Source organism: Membranihabitans marinus, assembly GCF_021729155.1.
GTDB classification, from domain to species: Bacteria; Bacteroidota; Bacteroidia; order Chitinophagales; family Saprospiraceae; genus Membranihabitans; species Membranihabitans marinus.
Window position 1 is genome coordinate 41,378 of the sequence record NZ_JAJQYA010000016.1, and the last position, 20,895, is coordinate 62,272.

The 20,895-nt window shown below is 37.5% G+C and carries 17 protein-coding genes; 3 read left to right on the plus strand and 14 right to left on the minus strand.

Going from position 1 to position 20,895, the window contains the following annotated elements:
* Positions 1-11 precede the first annotated feature (11 nt).
* Entirely contained in the window at positions 12-2,279 is a 2,268-nt protein-coding gene (locus LVD51_RS11510) for an FUSC family protein (protein WP_236971525.1), read from the minus strand.
* 98 nt (positions 2,280-2,377) lie between these two features.
* Here LVD51_RS11510 and LVD51_RS11515 point away from each other — a divergent pair, with 98 nt between their 5' ends.
* On the plus strand, positions 2,378-2,740 hold the full coding sequence (locus tag LVD51_RS11515; protein ID WP_236971526.1) for an MmcQ/YjbR family DNA-binding protein: 363 nt from the start codon (positions 2,378-2,380) through the stop codon (positions 2,738-2,740).
* Positions 2,741-2,846: 106 nt separating this feature from the next.
* Here LVD51_RS11515 and LVD51_RS11520 read toward each other — a convergent pair whose 3' ends face one another.
* Positions 2,847-3,767 carry an aminotransferase class IV gene (locus tag LVD51_RS11520; RefSeq protein ID WP_236971527.1) on the minus strand — a complete coding sequence of 307 codons (921 nt, stop codon included), beginning with the start codon at positions 3,765-3,767 and terminating at the stop codon, positions 2,847-2,849.
* 5 nt (positions 3,768-3,772) lie between these two features.
* Entirely contained in the window at positions 3,773-4,483 is a 711-nt protein-coding gene (locus LVD51_RS11525) for a sulfotransferase-like domain-containing protein (RefSeq protein WP_236971528.1), read from the minus strand.
* A 205-nt stretch (positions 4,484-4,688) separates the two neighbouring features.
* On the opposite strand from LVD51_RS11525, the gene LVD51_RS11530 reads away from it, so the two are divergent.
* Positions 4,689-5,999 carry an MATE family efflux transporter gene (locus tag LVD51_RS11530; protein WP_236971529.1) on the plus strand — a complete coding sequence of 437 codons (1,311 nt, stop codon included), beginning with the start codon at positions 4,689-4,691 and terminating at the stop codon, positions 5,997-5,999.
* A gap of 220 nt (positions 6,000-6,219) precedes the next feature.
* On the opposite strand, the gene LVD51_RS11535 is transcribed toward LVD51_RS11530, so the two are convergent.
* The 6 genes from LVD51_RS11535 to LVD51_RS11560 all read right to left on the minus strand — a co-directional run bounded on the left by LVD51_RS11535 (position 6,220) and on the right by LVD51_RS11560 (position 13,655).
* A complete protein-coding gene (locus LVD51_RS11535; RefSeq protein WP_236971530.1) occupies positions 6,220-7,065 on the minus strand; it encodes an aminotransferase class IV in 846 nt (281 codons plus the stop codon).
* Positions 7,066-7,076: 11 nt separating this feature from the next.
* Positions 7,077-8,780: a gamma-glutamyltransferase gene (gene ggt, locus LVD51_RS11540; protein ID WP_236971531.1), complete on the minus strand. Its 1,704-nt coding sequence runs from the start codon at positions 8,778-8,780 to the stop codon at positions 7,077-7,079.
* Positions 8,781-9,105: 325 nt separating this feature from the next.
* Entirely contained in the window at positions 9,106-9,456 is a 351-nt protein-coding gene (locus LVD51_RS11545) for a hypothetical protein (RefSeq protein WP_236971532.1), read from the minus strand.
* 32 nt (positions 9,457-9,488) lie between these two features.
* Positions 9,489-9,851 carry a hypothetical protein gene (locus tag LVD51_RS11550; protein ID WP_236971533.1) on the minus strand — a complete coding sequence of 121 codons (363 nt, stop codon included), beginning with the start codon at positions 9,849-9,851 and terminating at the stop codon, positions 9,489-9,491.
* Entirely contained in the window at positions 9,848-12,250 is a 2,403-nt protein-coding gene (locus tag LVD51_RS11555; protein WP_236971534.1) for a penicillin acylase family protein, read from the minus strand. Before LVD51_RS11555 ends, LVD51_RS11550 begins: the two co-directional genes overlap by 4 nt.
* A gap of 352 nt (positions 12,251-12,602) precedes the next feature.
* On the minus strand, positions 12,603-13,655 hold the full coding sequence (locus LVD51_RS11560; RefSeq protein WP_236971535.1) for a T9SS type A sorting domain-containing protein: 1,053 nt from the start codon (positions 13,653-13,655) through the stop codon (positions 12,603-12,605).
* Positions 13,656-14,675: 1,020 nt separating this feature from the next.
* On the opposite strand from LVD51_RS11560, the gene LVD51_RS11565 reads away from it, so the two are divergent.
* Positions 14,676-15,518 carry a 2OG-Fe(II) oxygenase gene (locus tag LVD51_RS11565; protein WP_236971536.1) on the plus strand — a complete coding sequence of 281 codons (843 nt, stop codon included), beginning with the start codon at positions 14,676-14,678 and terminating at the stop codon, positions 15,516-15,518.
* Positions 15,519-15,578: 60 nt separating this feature from the next.
* Here the strand turns inward: LVD51_RS11565 and LVD51_RS11570 are convergent, their stop codons facing one another.
* From LVD51_RS11570 to yaaA, 5 genes are all read right to left on the minus strand, one after another.
* Positions 15,579-16,793: a bifunctional alpha/beta hydrolase/OsmC family protein gene (locus LVD51_RS11570; protein WP_236971537.1), complete on the minus strand. Its 1,215-nt coding sequence runs from the start codon at positions 16,791-16,793 to the stop codon at positions 15,579-15,581.
* Positions 16,783-17,271 carry a peptide-methionine (S)-S-oxide reductase gene (locus tag LVD51_RS11575; RefSeq protein ID WP_236971538.1) on the minus strand — a complete coding sequence of 163 codons (489 nt, stop codon included), beginning with the start codon at positions 17,269-17,271 and terminating at the stop codon, positions 16,783-16,785. Before LVD51_RS11575 ends, LVD51_RS11570 begins: the two co-directional genes overlap by 11 nt.
* A 179-nt stretch (positions 17,272-17,450) precedes the next feature.
* On the minus strand, positions 17,451-19,043 hold the full coding sequence (locus tag LVD51_RS11580; protein WP_394803170.1) for a protein adenylyltransferase SelO: 1,593 nt from the start codon (positions 19,041-19,043) through the stop codon (positions 17,451-17,453).
* 327 nt (positions 19,044-19,370) lie between these two features.
* Positions 19,371-19,919, minus strand: coding sequence for a peptide-methionine (S)-S-oxide reductase MsrA (gene msrA, locus LVD51_RS11585; RefSeq protein ID WP_236971540.1), 549 nt, complete (start codon positions 19,917-19,919; stop codon positions 19,371-19,373).
* 172 nt (positions 19,920-20,091) lie between these two features.
* On the minus strand, positions 20,092-20,853 hold the full coding sequence (yaaA, locus tag LVD51_RS11590; RefSeq protein WP_236971541.1) for a peroxide stress protein YaaA: 762 nt from the start codon (positions 20,851-20,853) through the stop codon (positions 20,092-20,094).
* Between the last annotated feature and the right edge of the window lie 42 nt (positions 20,854-20,895).

The window sequence follows — 20,895 nt, forward strand, 5'->3', positions numbered from 1 at the left end:
AATACGGTTGATTAACTATATTTTATGGCTATGCTGTGGTCGTCTTGAACTGGGAAATGACGAATTGTGTGATCTAGGTTTTCTAAAAGTTCTAAGGCTTTGTAAAGTTCCTCCACAAATATCATCTCTTGTATATAATGAATAGTAATCTCAGTATAGCCACCAGATAATTTTGCAATTTGATCTTGAAGACGATTAATGTCAGAACTCATTTCCATTTTCATGGAGGCAATTTCATTGTTAACGTCTTCAATTTCCTTATTGGATGTGGTAGCCATATCTAATATTTTGTCCCAATAGCTTATTATTTTTTCAAAATAATCAATAATATACATTCTTTCTAATACATAGTTGGGGTGTCTTTGCAGAAATAGGCCGAGATTGGAGCAAACAGAAAGTAGGGAGGACGATATCATGATCCAAGAAGCATAGTCATTGACATTTCCCTGTTTAGACTTGGGTTCTGTGAGAATTCGTTGGTATGTCGTCATTAGATTACTCATCTTCAACTGGGCCTCTTTTCGGTCAATTTTATAGGGAGTAATATCTTGATTTTTAGTTAATAGTCCTTTGTAAATACTTACAAAATAGGTTTTGCTCGCCTGAAGACTATCTACTAAGAAATATTTAATACTCTTATTTTCCCAAAAAGGGAATAATAAACGAATGGAGAATATACATAGAATCGCTGCCAAACCGGTGTCGAGAAACCTAAATAAGGCTGAGGGAATAAAGGCTCTATCCAGGAAGCGATATAGAAATAAGATATACATGGTGAAAAAAATGGAGGCTATAGCGTAGTTTTTATTTAAAAAGGCAAAACCGCCAAAAAATGCTATGAGGAAGAGTAAAATGTTCCATTCGTGACTAGGGGCGATTACTACGAAAATCACAAAGGACAAAATTACCCCTATTCCAGTTCCCAATACCCTGTACAACAATCGTTTTTGAGAGACTTTAAATCCCGGTTTTAATATGACTAATGAGGTGAATAGTGCCCAATTGGGATTTTGAAAATTCAATAACATGGCAATGAAGTATGCCGTCATGGCCGTAAAAGCCACTCTCAATGCATATCTAAAGTAACCCGACTTCAGTGTGAGATGACTAGCAAGTCGATGAATATCTAGTCGATCATGGGTTTGAAAATGACGTATGCTTTCTGGATTAACCCCTTGCATTGTGGTGTGGACTTGATCCTTAAGGTAAGAGAATAGTAGGTCCAAAGTCTTCATTTGTTGATCCATATAGATTTGGATACTCTTAAATGTCCTGTAATCATATTCGGTATTTTGTTCAGATTGGACTCCGTCCCTCCATTGAATCATATATTCTTCTAGCCGTACTATTTTTTGCCTCAAGGTATTGCGCACAGTCTCTTCCTCTAACACCAATTGTGGATGGTTGATTTTTTCCTGTAAATGATTCAGAGAGGTAATAAATAGATCATTGATGTCTATTAACATTTTTTTGACCTCATCATGATCTTCAATTTGAACCAATTCCATGAGTTTCCCAGTTGAGGCAATAGCTTCATCAAATAGATCGACTAAGGCTGCGAAAATATGAAGCAATTTGCCCATCCTACTCTTAGGGGATACTCGATAACCGTAGTCTCGCATCAACATGCCCCTTACCTTTTCATGACTTTCTGAGATCTGAGCTTGCTTTTTTGAGAGTTCTAATGTTGTCGCCTTGCTTACATTGGTGGCGGATAGGAGTTGTTGTCTAAGGGCCAAATACTCTGCAGTCAGTTGGATGGTTCTAGAGATTCTGCGAGAGGATTGGATGGGGCGTTGAATAAAATGCATAACACTGGCAAAAATCATGTACCATAAACCACCACAGAATAATAAAATGGTTGCCCTTAAGATTTCTTCATAGCCAGAGATATTGGCAGCAAACCCAAGGGAAAGCATGATGGCCAAATTGGACATAAATGCTACCTTGCCAAAATGATAGCTAAAAGGGGCTAAAAAACTCAGCATGAAAATTAGCATAAATATAAGGAGGTACATCACCGCAGGTATGGCAGCAGAAAATGAAATTAATGCAAATATAAGTGGGGTAGATATTAGGGAAAATGACATAAGTCCCAATTTGCGTGGGAGTTCTGCTGGTAGATCAATTCCGGATATAAAAGAAGAGCCCAGCATTACCAGTAATCCTTCTTGCCCATATCCCAAATAGGTTAAGACCAGTAGAGGAATAGCCCCTCCAATGACTATTCTAAAGGCAAATTCCGTATCTTCAGATCTGATAAAACTACGTAAGGACATAAAACCATATTTTATATGCAAAGGTTGGTATTTAAGATTGGTTTTTAAATTATATGACTAATTTTTTAATTTTTAATTTATAAATATTTTGTAAGTCTATGGATGCGTCTACTTATATAGAGTATTGTCTTTCTTTGCCTTATACTGAGGAATCTTTTCCTTTTAATGAAACGACCATTGTATTCAAAGTTGGAAATAAAATATATTCTCTGGCAAATATAGAGCCTTTTGAGTCATTTAATGTTAAATGTGATCCGGAAATGGCTATTGAATTGCGGTCTAGATATGCAGAAGTCAAACCTGGGTATCATATGAATAAACGACATTGGAATACTGTGGAAGTCAACGGACATCTATCTGATACATTGTTAAAAGAATGGATTCTCAATTCTTATATTGCAGTAAAATCTTCTTTGCCTAAAAAAGTTTTGGCTGCCTTGGAAGCCGAGGATGAAGAATAATATCGGTATTGATATTTTGCAAGACTGAATTAAAGTATTGGATTTCTATTTGTTCTAAATGTGAAAAAAATGTTGTCGACTCATGATCTATTGGCCGCCATTTCACTTACCCTGTTGGGCTGGATTTTAGTGACAATATCGGTTCGCAATGTAAGGGAATAATGGCCTGAAAAGCGGTAGCGATCTGATCAAATAATCCGTGGTGATAGGAGATAGATCTACCGTCGATTTCTATTACTGGAGTAAGTTCTCCCATACTTCCTGTGGCAAATACACTATCGGCACTGTAGGCTTCGGATAAACTAATATTTTTTTCGACGATGGGAATGGACAGGGATTGGCAGATGGACATTACCATGGATCTGGTAATGCCGTTGAGACAGGCATCGGCAGTAGGAGTATACACTACGCCTTTTCGAATCACAAAGAGATTGCTGCCGTTTAATTCTGCCAAAAATCCATAGGCATCCAACATCAGTCCTGCATCGACACCAGCAAAATTGGCTTGAATTTTGGCTAAAATATTATTGAGCAAATTGTTGTGATGAATTTTTGAGTCTAAATGTCTAGGCGAGTTTCGTTGGACCGCAGTACTGATGACTTTGATTCCTGTTTGATTGTTGTATACTAGTGGTTTGTGTTCAGCGAGTACAATAAGACAGCAACCAAATTGGTTGAGTCGGGGATCCATGCCACTGGTTATTTTTTCTCCACGGGTTAAGGTCAGCCGAATGTGTACTTCATCTTTCATTTGGTTTTGGGTTAAAGTTTCATAGATGGCATTTTTTATAAAAGCTTCAGAAGGAATGTCCTCAAAAGCCAAGGCTTTGGCCGAATGATATAATCGATTTAAATGTTGGTCTAAACAAAACAAACCATCGGAATAAAGTCGTATGCCTTCCCATACAGCATCACCACCTTGGACCGAGCTGTCAAAGACAGAGACCTTGGCGTCACTTCTTTTGAATAGTCCATCCTTTACCCATATCTCAATGTCCTTGTTTTTAGGATTAAATGTTTGTAGCATAGCTGTTATATCTTAAATTGGCTTAGGTAATCATAGTGATGAATCTGACTGTTTAACAGAGGTTGTAGTCGGGGGCTTAAAGGAGGAATGATGGTTTGCGGACTTTGGACAAATCCCGTGGATTGATGAACGGAATGGTACCAATATGGAGCCCATACCCCGTCGTAGGGTTTAGGACCTTTGGGCCAAGACAACATTAATTTTTCAAAAGGTAATTTGAGTTCAGCGCAGAGTTTTTGTAGAATCTCTCTGGGGTGATTTACGATATCTGTCGAATCTATGACGATGGGGTGATGACCTTGATTGATTAAATAATCGTAGAACATTCGTTGTTTTTCAAGTCCTAAATCCTCGGATTTTACATCGGGAATAACTTTGGCAAAAGATTGAATAATGCGTTTGGGATGTCGAATAAGAAAGCAGTGTTTCCAGCTGTTTTGGTTTTTGATGTCGTCAAGAGTTAGGTGATGAGCCATATTTTTTATAAACAATACCATAGTCTTATTGCTTAGTTCCTGTAATTGTTGACGAACTATACTTCGATCGGTAGACTGTGATTCTAGGATGATTTCTTGAGCTGGGTGATTTTTATTAGAGAACTGAAGATAACAGCTGTAGTAAGGTTCATCCACGCATAGGGTATCTGATCTTTGACCAAAACTATACATTAAGGCAGTGGAAACATTCCTTGGACTGGATATTAGTTGAATTATCATATCTCCATAATAGATTTGCCTCTTAAAAATGGTGAAAAAAAATGATTTTTAGTCAGATGTAAGTCTTTAATTTTAAGAGGCTGCGTTGAAATGATGAATATTTAACTGAGGTTTTTGAAATAATAATTATGTTGTGACCGCATTCGGGAAATGTGTTGAATAGGATACTACCGACACTATAGTGGAATATAATTAATGACGAGTATTGAAGAAGAGCAGAAAATTAAATCTTGAGATATGGCGACTAGCCTTGCCCAATATTATTAGCAATGTATCGGTGCCCTTATTGAGTACTGTAGACACCGCACTTATGGGGCGGTTGTCGGCTGCACATTTGGGTGCGGTAGGCATTAGTGCTATGATTTTTAATTTTTTATATTGGAATTTTGGGTTTTTGAGAATGGGCACTACAGGAATGACGGCACAGGCATATGGTGCGGAAAATCGTAAAAATATGTTGCTGGTCTTGTGGCGATCCCTCAGTTTGGGGATGTTGATCTCTGTGGTTTTGTTTTTGTTTAGGCACATATTGATGGATTGGTCATTATTGGCCTTTCAGGTCGATGAATCTCAGGTGGATTTTGTTCGTGAATATTTCTATATAAGGATATGGGCAGCTCCAGCATATATGGGGCTTCTGTGTTTGTTGGGGTGGTTTTTTGGTATGCAAAATGCGGTATTGCCTTTGGTGATTACCATTGTGATCAATGGGGTCAATATGTTGTTGAGCTATTACTTCGTCTATCAGTTGGAATACGGAATTCGAGGAGTGGCTTTAGGGACCTTGATCGCACAATATCTCGGACTATTACTTTCTCTTGTATTTTTTCTTGCTCGATATAGATTTATTATTGTACCCATAAGTTGGACGTCATTCTTAAAGTGGGATGAGTTTAAGGAATTCTTACTGACCAATCAAGACCTATTTATTAGGACAGTACTTCTCACTTTTGTATTTGCGTTTTTTTATAGTCAATCTTCTTATTTTGGAGTGATTTCACTGGCTATTAGCGTGGTGATTATGCAGTTTGTAAATTGGATGTCTTATGGAATCGACGGCATAGCCTTTGCGGCAGAAAGTGTGGTTGGAAAATACAAAGGGGCGGCAGATAATCAGAATCTAAAAATGGCCATCCGATATTTAATGTTTTGGGGCATGGGGTTTGCTGTGATATACAGTGCTATTTATGGAATGGGGGCCGATGTATTGGTCAAGGTGTTTTCTTCAGATACTGAAGTTATTGACGGCTTTGGAGATTATTTTTTTTGGTTGATTATAATTCCTATTCTAGCTTTTCCCTCATATATATGGGACGGTGTTTTTATTGGACTAACGGCATCGAAGTCCATGCGCAATGCAATGATATTGCCTTTTGCATTGTTTTTAGCAGTATTTTATATGTTTAGAGAAGCCCTGGGATTGCACGCACTTATGTTGGCGCTATCATTGTTTTTATTGGCCAGAGGATTGATTCAGACCTGGATGTACAGACAGAAAGGGACTGATTTGATGTGATTGGACTTTTGCAGGTCAATGCTTCGAAATGGAATATTCACAACCATGGTCACTTTGGAGGATAATCATAGCTATAATTGAAGTCGTTAGGTTATAATACGAAGTATATTTATAATTCCAATCGCATTTGGTATAGGTTATATGAATTAAAATGGTCGGATTATTCTATCGTAACCGACCATTTTGATTCAATTCGCTAAATTATTCTTCCTTGTGGATTTTAGATAAGGGCTTCTTGGTAGGATTGAACTAGTTTTAAGAATGAAGTTTGCAATTCTTTACATATTGGGAAGCCGGAGTCGATGCCGATCTGTAAATCGTCCACTTGAGCTACTGGCATTACGCCTTTCGTGGTACTGGTTAAGAAAGCTTCTTTGGCCTGGCCTAAGTCGTCCAAGGTTATATCTTTTACTGAGACGGGCATGATTTTACTAGCTATTTCCAATACTTTCTTTCTAGTTATCCCAGCTAATACCCCTGTTTCTGAAGTTTGTAATTCACCATCTGCATTGATAATAAAAAAATTCGATCTCGATGATTCACTAATTTTACCATTAAGTGTAAATAATACATCTTGAGCACCTTCCTGTTTTAGTCGTTTTTGCTCCAGTAATACTTTGACGTAGTTAATGGATTTAATTTGGGGAAATTCTCTGATGTACTCGGTAGAGAGCAATTTGACCCCGTCGCTGTAATAAGTCGAGGGATAGTTGACCAAGGCAACGGGTAGGATCATAATATTGGTTTGACCTGAAGGTGAAAAACCATTATCTGAATATCCTCCTGTCAACAATAATCTCATATAACCGGACTCCATTTCATTGCTGGAAATAACCTTGGCTATCATGGTTTTTATTTCATCGTTGGAATATCCTACTTCCAAGTTCATCTGTGAAGCTGAAGACGTAAATCTTTGGATATAATCGTCAACGAATATGGGTTGGCCATTGACAACGGGAAGGAAATCGAAAATGCCATAGCCTCTCAATAAGCCAAGATCACTTAGTCCTATAGATGCTGTGGCAATGGTTTGAATCTGATTGTTAAATAAGCAGTAATTGAACATATTGTTTTTGTTTAATATCCTTCGGCTGTACTATCTCCTCGATGGCGATCAGCACCTCCTTCTAATTGATTGTTGGGCCAAATAAGAATGGCATCGACCATGCCAATCTGTCCTCTTTCCTGTATGGTAAATCCTCTTCGAATTAATTCATTTTTATCTTCTTCTGAAAAAGTATCGTCTTCACATATAATCACATCAGGTAACCATTGATGGTGAAATCTCTTGGCATCGACAGCTTGCTGCATCGTCATATCAAATTCTACACAATTGAGGATGGTTTGTAAAACAGATGTGATGATGGTCGATCCTCCCGGACTCCCTACGACCATATACAATTTTCCTTTGTGTTCGATGATGGTTGGAGTCATGGAGCTCAACATTCTTTTTTGTGGCTCGATTCCGTTGATCTCATTGCCTATCAGCCCAAATTGATTGGGTATTCCTGGTTTTGCACTGAAGTCGTCCATTTCATTATTTAGAAAAAAGCCAGCACCGTCTACCCATGTTTTAGAGCCAAAATACGAATTGATGGTTGTGGTAATAGCTACCGCATTGTTCCATCGATCGACGACAGAAAAGTGGGTTGTTTCTACCGATTCAATAACATCGACCATACCTTCTTTAATGGAGGTTGATGGGCTAGGATGAGTTAGATTTATATCCTTCATTCTTTCTTGGACGTAAGCCTTGCTATACAACATGTCCGTGGGTACTTCTTCAAAATCGGGATCTCCCAAGTAAGTCGCTCTATCGGCATAAGCGCGTTTTTCTATTTCTGTTAACAAATGGACATAGTCGGGAGAGTTGTGTTTGTACTGTGAAAGTGGGTATTCCTTTAATGCCTCCAATATTTGTGCGAGAACTACACCTCCACTACTGGGAGGGGGCATGGAGTAAATGGTATATTTATCGTATTCCATTTTGATGGGTTGACGCCATTCCGCCCTGTAGTTTTCCAAATCTAGATAATCGATTAAACCTCCTCCTGATTCCATTTCCCTTACCAATAATTCAGCTGTCCGACCAGCATAGAAGCCCTTGTTTTTATCGTAGGAAATACGTTCAAGAGTATTGGCTAAATCTGGTAATTGAATCCGATCTGATGCCTTCCAGCCGCCTTTTTTGTAAAATGGGATTTCGTGGCCATTGACTTCCATAAATATATCTTGAAATCGATTGAAGATTCCGGCTTGGATGGTCGTTAGTTGAAATCCCTCTCTAGCAAGATCTATGGCTGGTTGAAGGACTTGAGCCCAGGGTAAAAGACCTCCGGATTCGTGCAATGCGACCATGCCAGCAACACTTCCCGGTACTCCGCTGGCTAGATGACCCTCGAGACTGAGACGAGGAATAATATTGCCATCTTTATCCAAATACATATCTGGCTTTGCCTTCCTAGATGCACGTTCTCTAAAGTCTAGAGTGGATACCTTGCCAGTACTATCTCGAATAACGGCAAATCCACCACCTCCAATATTCCCAGCCCTGGGGTATGCTACGGCCAAGGCAAATTGTACAGCCACAGCTGCATCTATTGCATTGCCGCCTTGTTGGAGGATGTTTTTCCCGATTTCAGATGCTAGGGGAGATGCCGAAACCACCATGCCGTATTGTGCAAGTGGTCCAGCTTTTTCGGTCAACAATTTAGAGGATTGACATCCAAATACCCAAAAAAACATCAATAATATTGGAACGAATCTACCTATCTGTGTCATCTATCAAAGATATTTTAACGCAGTAAATTTAGAGAATAAAATTCGAGAAAAGTTGATTTAGATATGGATTGCTATAAAAATATCAGGAGGTTTGGGGGAAAGTAGAAAAAATACCGGGTAGGAATTCGGGTCGGTTTTTGAGATGGCCTCTCTCCCTAGCCCGGATTTTTCATTTTGTAGATACTAAATTATAGTATATTATAATATATCAAAAATCAAGCCAAATATCTTTTTCGATATTTTAAAAAATATGTCTAAGTAATAATGAAGACGAAAGGTTGGGGGAGGGGGATTTAGGAAAATTGACAATTAAAATATAAGTACTTTACACAAAATCAGAGTCTTTCCATTCTTTTCTTAATTCTTTAAAATCATTGAGGTCCAGTTTTTCATCAAAAGTTTCTTTATCTTCTTTTTGATGAGGTCGATAGTCCTCCATTAAATCGTATTCCTTAGATATGGGATCTGGGTCGGCATGTATGATATCAATGCCTTTGTGAATAAGAGAAATTGCCCAAGGTATACCTATGGCGAATAAGATAAAGGCAGGTATAGAATTGAATGCGAAGAAAAATCCTAGAAAGGGGATCATGATAAGGAAGGATACTAGACTTTTCTGAAAGTCTTTGATGAGTTCTTTTTTTGTCCTATTATTTTGTTTATTTTCTTCTGCCATTGAATCTCATTTATTGAATAACGGATTAAAAGCTAACTTCGTTCTTTGTTTTTTAAAAAATGATGTAAAAAATATCCTGTACTACCTCCAGCTCCAGCAATTAGACCACCAATGATGCCTGTGATGGTGAATATTGTAATTGAATTTGACATAGAAAACAGTGAAGTCATCCGATCGGTTAATAAATGATGGTTGGTACTACTCAAAAAATAACTGTAACCGGTCCACACTATAAAAATGGAAAAAAAACAAAATAAGAAATCTAAGATTACATTTCTCTCAGGCAAAATAAAGGTTATAGCCATGGGGATGAGGACTGTCATCCTCCAGCCAAACCAATAGCAAGCCAACCAAGTACCCAAAGTAATTAGCATAAATTTTATGAACTTTTTCATGGTAGTTGAAATTCTATGGTTTGAAGGACACGAGAAGGGGAGATATCGTCATCGATAAGTTCGATATCGTAATAGTCATTCGAAAGCCAAGGTTGAATAAAATTGTCGTAGTAAGGTGAACCGGGATTGCCAGATTGACCACCGGGATAGATAACTTTTGCTCTGGTTTTATGCGGGCTCAATTCAACAATCATTTTCCAGCTCGGACCATTGGTTTTAGTGATGGCACTAATGGTGTTGCCATTCCCTCCCGTCATAAGCTGTTGATGTGAGAATGATGGAATTTGCAGTAGGTGTTTGATAGACAATCCTTCTCTTTTTCCCCATTTACGATCAACGTCTTCTATGGTTTCAAATTTTTCTAAAGCCCTTTGCCAGCTCATTGTGATATTCTCGCTAGCATTTTCTTTTTTGTCTTTAGTGTTGATTATATCGAATATCGCATGATTGGGTGTTGATTGAATGAGTTCTCTCAGCCTCCATATCTGAGGAGTCGCAGAAATAGGTGATTGGGAGATTTCATCAAAAACTGCTATCGATAATTCATCTAGCCAGATTTCACACAGGGTAGGTAGACTACTAAAGGCCGAATATTCAAAATTCCAACGAGCAAGCGAGTCCAAAAGTGGATGACTCATTCCAGCAGCTGTGACTTCTCTGACCAAAAGAGGTATGCATTCTGCCGCTTTCATATTGTAAACACTATTTTGAATGTCGGCCATTTTTTCAAGATTCAGGGGTTGGTTTTTGAGTAAAAGTTGTTCAATGGTTCTACCACGATATTGATCAAAATGACCAGAGTATGGAAAGGGATAATCTCTGTCTGTAGGCCATTCATTGGCCGAAATGAGGTAACCTTCTGGAGGATTGATTTGTCTGGGAAGGAGGGAGTCTGGGATAAAACCCGACCAATCATTTTCTTTATTACTCCCATCTTGAATAAATCTATCCCTATTGGGATGCTTTATTGGGAATTTTCCTTGGATGGTAATCCCAATAGAATCGTTGTGGTCAGCGAATATGATATTTTGTCCAGGGATGTAGAAATTTTGAATGGCCTGTTGATAATCATTTAGGTTTTGGGCTTTCATCAATTCGTAAAATGTTCTAAAGTCACAGTGTTTGTCGACCATATGGCTTACCCATCTTACAGCTACATTTTGACGGATACCAGCACTATCGTCGTACAATATCGGTCCCCAATATGTTTCCAAAATTTCTTCAATATGGTTTTCTTCATTCTTAACTTCAATGATTTCTCTTCGGACACTTGCGGATAAAGTATCATTATCAAGCAGATAGCTATGGGTATCTTTGTTGACCCAATTTATGGAATAGCTATCCAATACATCGATCGAGGTGTTGGTTAGGCCCCAAGCAACATGTTTATTGAATCCTATAATAATACCAGCCATGCCTGGAATACTTACCCCATGGCTGTGCATTTGCGGTGTTTTTATTTCTACTTCGTACCATATACTGGGCAAATTGAGTGGGAGGTGGGGGTCATTGGCCAAAATAGGGAGTCCGTTTTCTGTCAAGTCGGCATTGACAGCCCAATTGTTGCTTCCTACATGATGGTCATGGATAGGGATATCAACTGTAGTAGGAGTGGTTGATTGGCTATGTTGAATAAATCGATCTAAATCCGATTGAGGTTTGGGCCAATTTTGTGATATTATCGGTCTATAGAATTCTGGTGTCAATGGAAAAAGATCATTAAATAGACTGTCGCCAAGTTGATTCAGTGCCTCAGTGTGGCCAAAATCTCTGAGATTGAGATTTAGGGTGGCGGCAAGCGATATTGAAATCGCTGCTGTTTTTTCGACAGTCCATTCACTAGGTTTGCAGTTGAGTAACTTGTATTCTAGTGGCCAATCCTTTTTACTCATAGAAGATATCCATTCATTCACCCCTGAGGTGTAGGCATTTAAGAGGATCATCATGTCGGGGTGGTTTTTCCAACTTTCTATCTTATTGGTGATGGCCTTTTTAAAATTTATACGCCTTGCAAATATGTCTTTTTCCAGTGCTACTGGACCCAAAATTGCAGATAGCTCCCCAGTAATGGCCCTTTGGGTGAGGTCCATTTGAAAAAGTCGATTTTTACCGTGCAGGTAGCCTAAGGCAAAGAATGCATCGGCTTCAGTTTGAGTATATATATGGGGTACCATACGGTCATCTAGGTAGACGCGAATGTTATTATCGATATTTTTTGAAGGTATCAATAGGTCTGGTAAGGAGGCATCTATGGGGTCAGCCAATGTCCAAAATCCGGTAAAAGGATTCAATAGAGGGGCTATCGCTGGTAGACCTTGTTTGGGTAACGGCGTTGATAGTAGGATAAGTAATAATAAGCAAGTAAATAATGCGAATACGAATTTCCAGCGGTAGGTCATATTGATTAGTCTTATTATTCCATGTAAAATATTAAAAAATGTTTAGATGTTAAGGATGTTTTAATACTTTTTTGCTTTTATAGTCTATGTCTTAAGATTTTCGAAACATATGGTCAGTTTTAATTTTTAACTCCACAAGTAGAATTATTCTCATACTCTGTGTTTCAATTATGTATTAATGCCTCTGATATCAAAAATATAGTCAGTGGAAAAAAACATGATAGATTAGAACAATTGATGAGGAAAAATATAATGGGGTGAAAAAAAATATCCCCGACCTTTGAATCAAGTCGAGGATATAAAATTTAAGTCAGAATATAATATTATTGAAGACAGTTAGTCTTCATTTTTACTAATGTTGGACTAGAAGTTTTTTATTTACATTGTCAATGGATAGGTAGTATAAACCAGATGGAATGGCAGAAAGGTCCATAATTAATTGGTTGGTACTGCCCAAAGAAAAATTAATGGCAGAAGTTAAATTTTTCCCTGTAGAACTGTAGATTCTAACCTTGTCGGCCTGGATGTTTTTTAAAGACACAGTTGTATATTGTTGTGCAGGATTGGGATATACATTAAGTTCATTTGTGTCGATATGAGATGAATTGTCCACTAATACGGTGTTTGAAAAAGTGAAACTGCCATCTACATCGATTTGTTTGATTCGGTAGAATACATATTTACTAGCTTCTTTAGGTAACATTTGACTATAGCTCGTTGTAGTATTGGCTTCACCCTTGGCTGAAGTCTCTGCTATGACCTCCCAATGGACATTGTCCGTAGAACGCTCTATTTCAAATTTGTCACAATTAATTTCTGAGAAAGTAGACCAATTAACTTCATTTTTGGAGTATTGATTGTTGTATTTTACTGAAAAATTTTCCCAAACTAATGGCAGTGAACCAGAAGCAGTACAAGATTTAGTTTCCCAATTCAACGATGGTCCTTGGGCGGTAACCTTGGTTGACATAATTGCGCAACCCAAAGAAATAGGAGTGGCAGTACTACAGTCGTTGTTGTTGCGATAATCTTGACTGGATAGAGTAGTTCCAGAGCCTCCACTATTTGGCAAATCAAAGAAGATTTCAGTGCCGTTGCAATTGATTTTGCCTTGTAATGTGTAAAGATTACTTGGAATATTAACACCTGTGAAAGTGATATCGTAGTCAATCTCAACTTTGTAATTATATCCATTGGTGCATGGTGCCCCGGGATCGGAAAGTACAATATCTCCAAAGGTTAAGTCTACGATGACTTGGTATCCATTGGAAGAGGTGAATACTGATCTACATGTTTGACTTTGGGTTATTTTTGGAGTAAATAATAATAGAATAAACACCATATTAAGACTAAATATGGAAAAATAATGCATAGCATTGACCTTGGGGTTAAATGTGTTTTTCATAATAAGTTAATTAATATTAATTCTGTCTGTAGAATTAATAGGGGGTGTATGTGTAATTTTGGAAATTAAATATCGCTATGTGGCGATTTTATAATGTGATCTTAGTTTTTAAAGGTTTTTTAATTTTGCTGTCCTAAATTTTATAAGTGAGTAATGATTTTACATTTTTTCAATTCAATTATTGACTTAGAGTTAGAAATGTAATGCAAATCTTATGTAAAAAGTTTTTGAATTTGAATTTTTTGACAAAAAAAATTGAATTTTAACTTTTTAATACATCACTGAGTTTTGATTTTTATTGAAAATATCTCCACTGACTAAGTCTTTTGTATTTCTTTATCTTTTGATTGTATCTATGCTCAACAGGCTGATTTATCCTTGAGACGTTGCAAATGGTAGAATGGGTACGGGTTTTAAACAGTTTTTTTGTAAGTTTTTTGTTTTTTATTAAAAAACAGGATGTTTGGATGTGTCGTAAACGTTGTCCAATTGAATGGTGAAATAATTGATTGTTAGTATATTTTGTGATTTTATAATATACCTTGTATGTATTATTGAAATAGATTATTGCTTTGCTTTCTCAAATAGGTAATTTTATGTTAATTGAAATCATTGAGTAGATACTTTGAATGATGTGTTGAGTGTTTTCTTACAGAATAAAAACTCTTTAATCCAATTGTTATTTAATGGTCTTTAATATGGATAATAAAACAGTTCAGGTCTATAGTGGTATTGTGTCACTTTTCGGTGTTAGTCCTTTGTCTTTCTCGGCGATTTTAGATTTAAGTGAGATTGATGATTGTATATTTTAAAAATGATTTATTGGCGTCCTTGAAACTATGTGAACTTCGGTTAATGTATCGGTAAATATGTTTTTGTTGTGTTGTTTGTGATTAGTTTTGAAATATGTGTTTATTTTGAAATGAATATTTGTTAATGTTTGTTTTGTTGTGTTAATCGTTGGCAAAATTGCCGATATTCCATTTTTATCAATGAGCTCCAAAAATTTAGTACAGCAATATGATGAATGAAAGTATTATTCACAGTGATTATGGGGACTTAAATCACCACCTAGCAAAGTGGTCTGAACAATATCAGAATAATTATCCCTTTCCCAATATTTATGTAGATGACTTTTTTGACCCTAGATATTTAAAAAAGGTGTTAGAAGAATTTCCCGATATTGATGCCCTTCAACAAAAAGTTCAGTATAATAATCCCAATGAATTGAAGCAGGGTACCAAAGGGGAGAGTCAATTTGGTCCCTACACTAAAAATTTGGTCCACTATTTGAATTCAGAACCTTTTTTAGTCTTTTTGCAATCAATGACAGGGATAAAAGAAACTCTGATTCCAGATCCTTATTTTGAAGGAGGTGGTTTTCATGAGATTAAACCTGGAGGATTTTTAAAACTTCATGTTGATTTTCATAAACACAGGAGAATGCAGCTGTGTAGACGTCTCAATTTGTTAATCTATTTAAATGAGGATTGGGAAGAGGATTTTGGTGGACATTTTGAATTATGGGAAAAAGATATGTCAAAATGCGCTCTGCGTATCTTGCCAAAATTTAATCGAATCGCTCTATTTTCTACCAATGGCGATTCATGGCACGGCCATCCAAATCCGTTGAAATGCCCAGAAGGACGATCGAGAAAATCCTTGGCGCTGTATTATTATACATCGAGTAGACCGGAAAATGAATTGTCATCCGCTCAAGCCAATAAAATCACTACTACCTTTGTGGCAAGGAAAGGAGAAGATTCCAAAAAAATGAGGATGTACAATAAATTAGTGGAATCGGTAACGGAAATTCTGCCCGATAAACTTCTGTATTTTATTAAGGGGAGGAGGAATAAGTAGCATTATATATATACTCTAATCCTAGATTTGCTTCATTAATCCCTATCATATTTTCTTGATTTATTCCATGATGGAAGATTGTATTTTCACCCCGTTGGTCAAGGTTCTATGTACAGGGCATTTAGCTGATATTTCCAGTAGTCGCTGACGTTGGTCCTCCGTTAAATCCCCTATAAATTTCAATTTCTTTTCTATAAAATCTATTTTGTTTTTACTCGAATCTTCTCCAGTTTCCATATGCTTTTTCGAATGAGTCAAGTAAACATATACTTCTTTTAAATCCCATTTCTTTCGATTGGCATAAAGTTTTAATGTCATCGTCGTACATGCTGCCAATCCCGCAACCAATAATTCATAGGGTGAAGGACCAAAATCATCTCCGCCGACATCAATAGGTTCATCAGCAATTAAAGCATGTGTTTTGGTCTGAATACTGGTGGTGAATTCGTCATCCATTAAGTTGAGATGTCCAACCAATTGTTCGCCCTCAGTATCCAATATCACATTGTCAAGGGAAGGATAGTATTTTTTTACCCACGCACCTATAACATTGCCCACATATACACTATCTTCTTTTGAAGTGAGTAGGTGATCGGCTTGATCGAGTGAAATAAAGCTTTTGGGGTGATATGCATGATGGTAAAGTTCTCGAGCATGTTCGATTCCAACAATTTTATCGAATGGAGAATGCATGATAAGGATGGGTTTTTTGAGTTCTTTGACGATGTCCAGTAATGCTATGGTATTAAAACCCTCTACAAATTCTTTGTTGATAACAAATGGCCGACCACCTATTTTGACATCAGCTTGACCTTGTTGTAATACCTCGTTGATCTTGTGTTCAAAATGGTGCTTGACGTGACCTACATTGGATGGAGCACCTATAGTAGCCACTGCTCTGATGTACTTTAGTTGATGACTAGCCACAATAGCTGCCGCTCCTCCTAAGGAATGCCCTATGAGGAGAGTGGGTTTTATATATTTTTGGCTTATATATTGGCAGACATCAACGAGGTCTTGGACATTGGCCGAAAAGTGACTATCTGAAAATTCTCCACCACTTTTCCCTAAGCCAGTAAAGTCAAATCTCACCACCCCAAATCCGTAATTCGTCAATTCTCTCGTAATATGTCTTACCGGAGCAAAGGATCCACTACAGGTAAAGCAGTGGGCAAAGACGGCCAAATAGCTGGGCTTTTGGTTGGCAGGTAGTTCTATATAGGCAGATAGTTGATGTCCACTCGAGTTGGGAATACTTATGCGTTCACTTTTCATGTCTAATATTTTTTTTAAATTTTTGTTGAATGAGTAGCAATTTGGGTTCTATATAGGTTTTGCAAAAAGGTTTTTCTGGTTGTTTGGTGTAGTAATTAATATAGGCGGGTTTATTGGGTTTGAAAGATTGAAAGGGCAAAATTTTGGTAATTAGTTTTCCTTTAAATTCCTTTTGGAATTCTGACAAAAGAGCTATTGCTTCTTCTTTGGATTTTTCGCTGAAATAATAAGCTGCAGATCTATATTTATTTCGTAAACTGTGTTGAGAAGTAGCGCTATGGGTGTAAAGATGTACGGCTAAGAGTGTTTTTAAATCGATGATGTCTGGTTGGAAATTCACCAAAACAGCCTCGGAGAAATCATCATAAGGCCGAATTGAATTGATCCAGCCTTGAGACACTTTGTCTACTCCAATAAGTGATTGAAAAACCGCTTCTGTGCACCAGTGGCAGCCACCTCCAAATCCTATGACATCCATTTGATTTGATATTTTGTTATACATTTATTAATTCCCAAAACTATTTGAAGCTTCTAATATTTTTTGTCTAAGCAACTTTATTTTATTCTGTGACAACGATCTTGTAAATAACAATTGGGTTATTGGAATTTTCTATATTATTCTAATCTAACTGTTGTATTGATTAATCATCCTCAAATCTATGAACTACAAGATAGCATGGAGCAACCAATTTTGTCTCTGGCCCAATCCGGGCGCTTGACAAACCATTGGGCGGCTTCTGGTTGTTCGTCATAGGGCTTTTTCAAAATTTCAGCTAGGCTTTTAATTAATTCATAGTCTCCTTTATCAGCATCGTCTATTGCCAACTGAGCCATATAGTTTCTCAATACATATTTGGGATTTACACTATTCATTTTTTTAGATCTGGCAGCTGGTGATTGGTTTTCTGAATCCAAGCGGTTGCGGTATTTGTCTAGCCAATCTAACCACGCCACATTGTGTTCTTCTTTTAATAATAAAGGTTCATAAAATGCTTCAGTAAGATATGCCGGTATTTCTTCTAGTTTTTCAGAATAGTTGTTTTCATCGAATTGGGCCAGATTTCTAAAAAATATCGTCATGTCGGTTTCATGCAGTTGGAGTAGTTCTTCCAGTTCTACAATTAAATCTTCATCTCCTGACAGGGATTGATTGAAGCCTAATTTTTCAGCCATCATATTGCTGTGTTTTATTTTGTAGTCCGCTTGTGCCTGCTCTAAAATGGCTTCCAGTGGTTGGCTTTCTTCAATTAATAAAAACAGAGAATTGGCCAGTTGATATAGATTCCATAGGGCAATATAACCTTGATGACCAAATCGATATCTCCGTTGGTGTCTGTCTGTGGTATTAGGGGTCCAAAGGTGGTCGTATCCATCTAGCCAGCCATAAGGACCGTAGTCTATGGTGAGTCCATGGATGGACATGTTGTCGGTATTCATTACTCCGTGAACAAATCCTACCCGATTCCAGTGAATGACCATATCGATAGTAGTGTTGACTACATCTTGAAAAAATTGTAGGTAGCTGATTTTGGGATCTAGGTGGGAAAGATGAGGAAAATATTCATTGATCGTGTAATCGGTTAAAATTTTTAAATTTTTGAAATCTCGTCTGGCCGCAAATATTTGAAAGTTTCCAAATCGAATAAATGATGGGGCTGCTCGGCATACAATAGCCCCTTTTTCATAGGCTGGGTGACCATCGTACATAATATCTCTCAATACTCGATCCCCTGTCAAAACCAGGGACAATGATCGAGTGGTCGGTACGCCGAGATAGTGCATTGCCTCACTGCATAAATGCTCTCTAATGGATGATCTGAGTACGGCCAATCCATCAGCTTGACGTGAATACGGTGTCGGTCCCGCACCCTTTAGTTGTAATTGCCAGCGCTGGTCATGGTGTTCTATTTCACCCAAATTTATGGCTCTACCATCGCCCAATTGGCCAGCCCAGTTGCCAAATTGATGACCTCCGTAACACATGGCATAGGGTTGGGTATTGACCATGACTTGCTTCCCCGAGAAAATATTTAGAAAATCCTGAGAATAGAGTTGATCTTTGGTAATGCCCATTTCTTCGGCTAAGTCTAGGCTAGCGTGGATGAGGCTGGGATTCGAAGGTTTTTTTGGTTCGACAAAGGAATAGCAGGCATTGTAAACTTGTCTAGGGGTATTGGTTGTGTCGCTATCTCCCGGCAGGGATTTTGTGAAATCATTTTTTAATTGAAATGAAATTTTCATATTTTTTATTTCAGGTATTTATTAAACCTAACTAATTTACTTCGATTTAGTTGGCGAGGAAGGACTTTTTTCCTCTTTCGCATTAATTCAGATCCACCTATATATGTAGGCTGTAGCGGTGATGATGTGTGGAGCAAAATACCGGGTAGGCAATAATCTTTGAATAGTTAATACGTATAAAATGTAAACTATTATTGTTTAATCGATCACCATCGATCTAGATTTTTACTCTATGTCAATGATTGAAATTGAAGTATGAATAGCATCAACTGCCATATTCAAAATAGCAGTTGATGCTTATTTATTTTGGCTAAATCCAATGTTGGGACAATCTAATTAAGACTGAATCTCCTCTTCTTTGAGGAAAGACTTGTATTTTTCTTTTAATTTATTGACTTTGGGATTGATTACTACTTGACAGTATCGAGCAGATCCATTGTTGTTGAAGTAGTCGTAGTGATATTGCTCAGCGGGATAAAATACTTCCAAGGGTTGTAATTCTGTGACAATAGGATCCGGATAAGTCGGTTGAACTTCATCAATCACCGACAACGCAGTTTTGTGTTGACTGGGATTGTGAAATAAGATAATGGATCGATATTGTGTTCCCACATCTCCACCTTGTCTGTTGAGGGTGGTTGGGTCGTGACTGGTCATGAAGATGGTTAGTAAATCACGGTACGATATAGTATCGGCATCAAAGTGTACTTGTATGACTTCTGCGTGGCCTGTAAGTCCAGAACATACTTCTTTGTAGGTTGGATTCGCAGTTTTTCCTGCGGCATAACCGGGTTCGATTTTTTGAACTCCTTTAAGGCGTTGAATCACAGCCTCAACACACCAAAAACAGCCGCCTCCAAAAGTAGCAATTTGAATATTCTCCATGATTGTAATTTTATTGATACTCCATTAATACAATAGTGTATCTCATTTTGTTTTATAGATTTGAATGTATTTACATGAAATGTAGTCAATCCTTGGATTTTAACATGATAAGATCGATACTCATTTGCCAAAACTACGATGGTATGATGACCTTAGTAATTATCAAAGATTGTTATTTAGTAAAAAACCATTGGTTGTCACTAGAAAGTTCACGATTGTAGTGGTAGTCTTCCCAATCAAATCCCTTGAGGTCTTCTGGTTCTGTCAATTTGTTTTTTATAATATATCTGGCCATTAAACCTCTGGCTTTTTTTGCATTGAAGGATACGAATTGCCATTTTTCATTGCGCCATTCTCTAAATTGGATTTCGAGTACAGGGCTAGTTATATCCTTTAGTTGTACCGCTTTGCTATATTCTTGAGAAGCGAGATTGATCACTACTGGTTTGTCTTGTTTTGCCACCGCATCATTAATGGCTTCAGTTATGGTAGAATCCCAAAAAGCATAGAGATTTTCTTTTCGTCCAACTTTGAGCTTACTGCCCATTTCCAACCGATAAGGTTGAATTTGAGTACTGGGTTTGAGCAATCCATATAAGCCAGAAAGTATAAACAGGTGGTCTTCGGCAAAGAGTAAGTCATCGGTGTTGAAATCTTGAGCTTGAAGACCGAGAAAAACATCTCCATTGAAGGTGTGGATGGCTGCACTTCCTATCTCGGCTGCAAAATCGGTATTAAATGATTGGAAGCGTTGGTGGTTTAGGACGGTGAGTTTGTCTGAAATACTCATAAGAGCCTTTATCTTTGGTTTGGACAAAGTTTTGAGTTTTCGTGCAATTTGACTTGTTTTTTCTTCAAATAATGGTCGAGTAAGCGGTAAGGCGGACTCGGGGTTTTCATTTAAGGATTTCGAGGGAGATAATAAAATGATCATTTAAAAACTGTGATTTAGGAATATAAAAAAAGCCCTTAAACA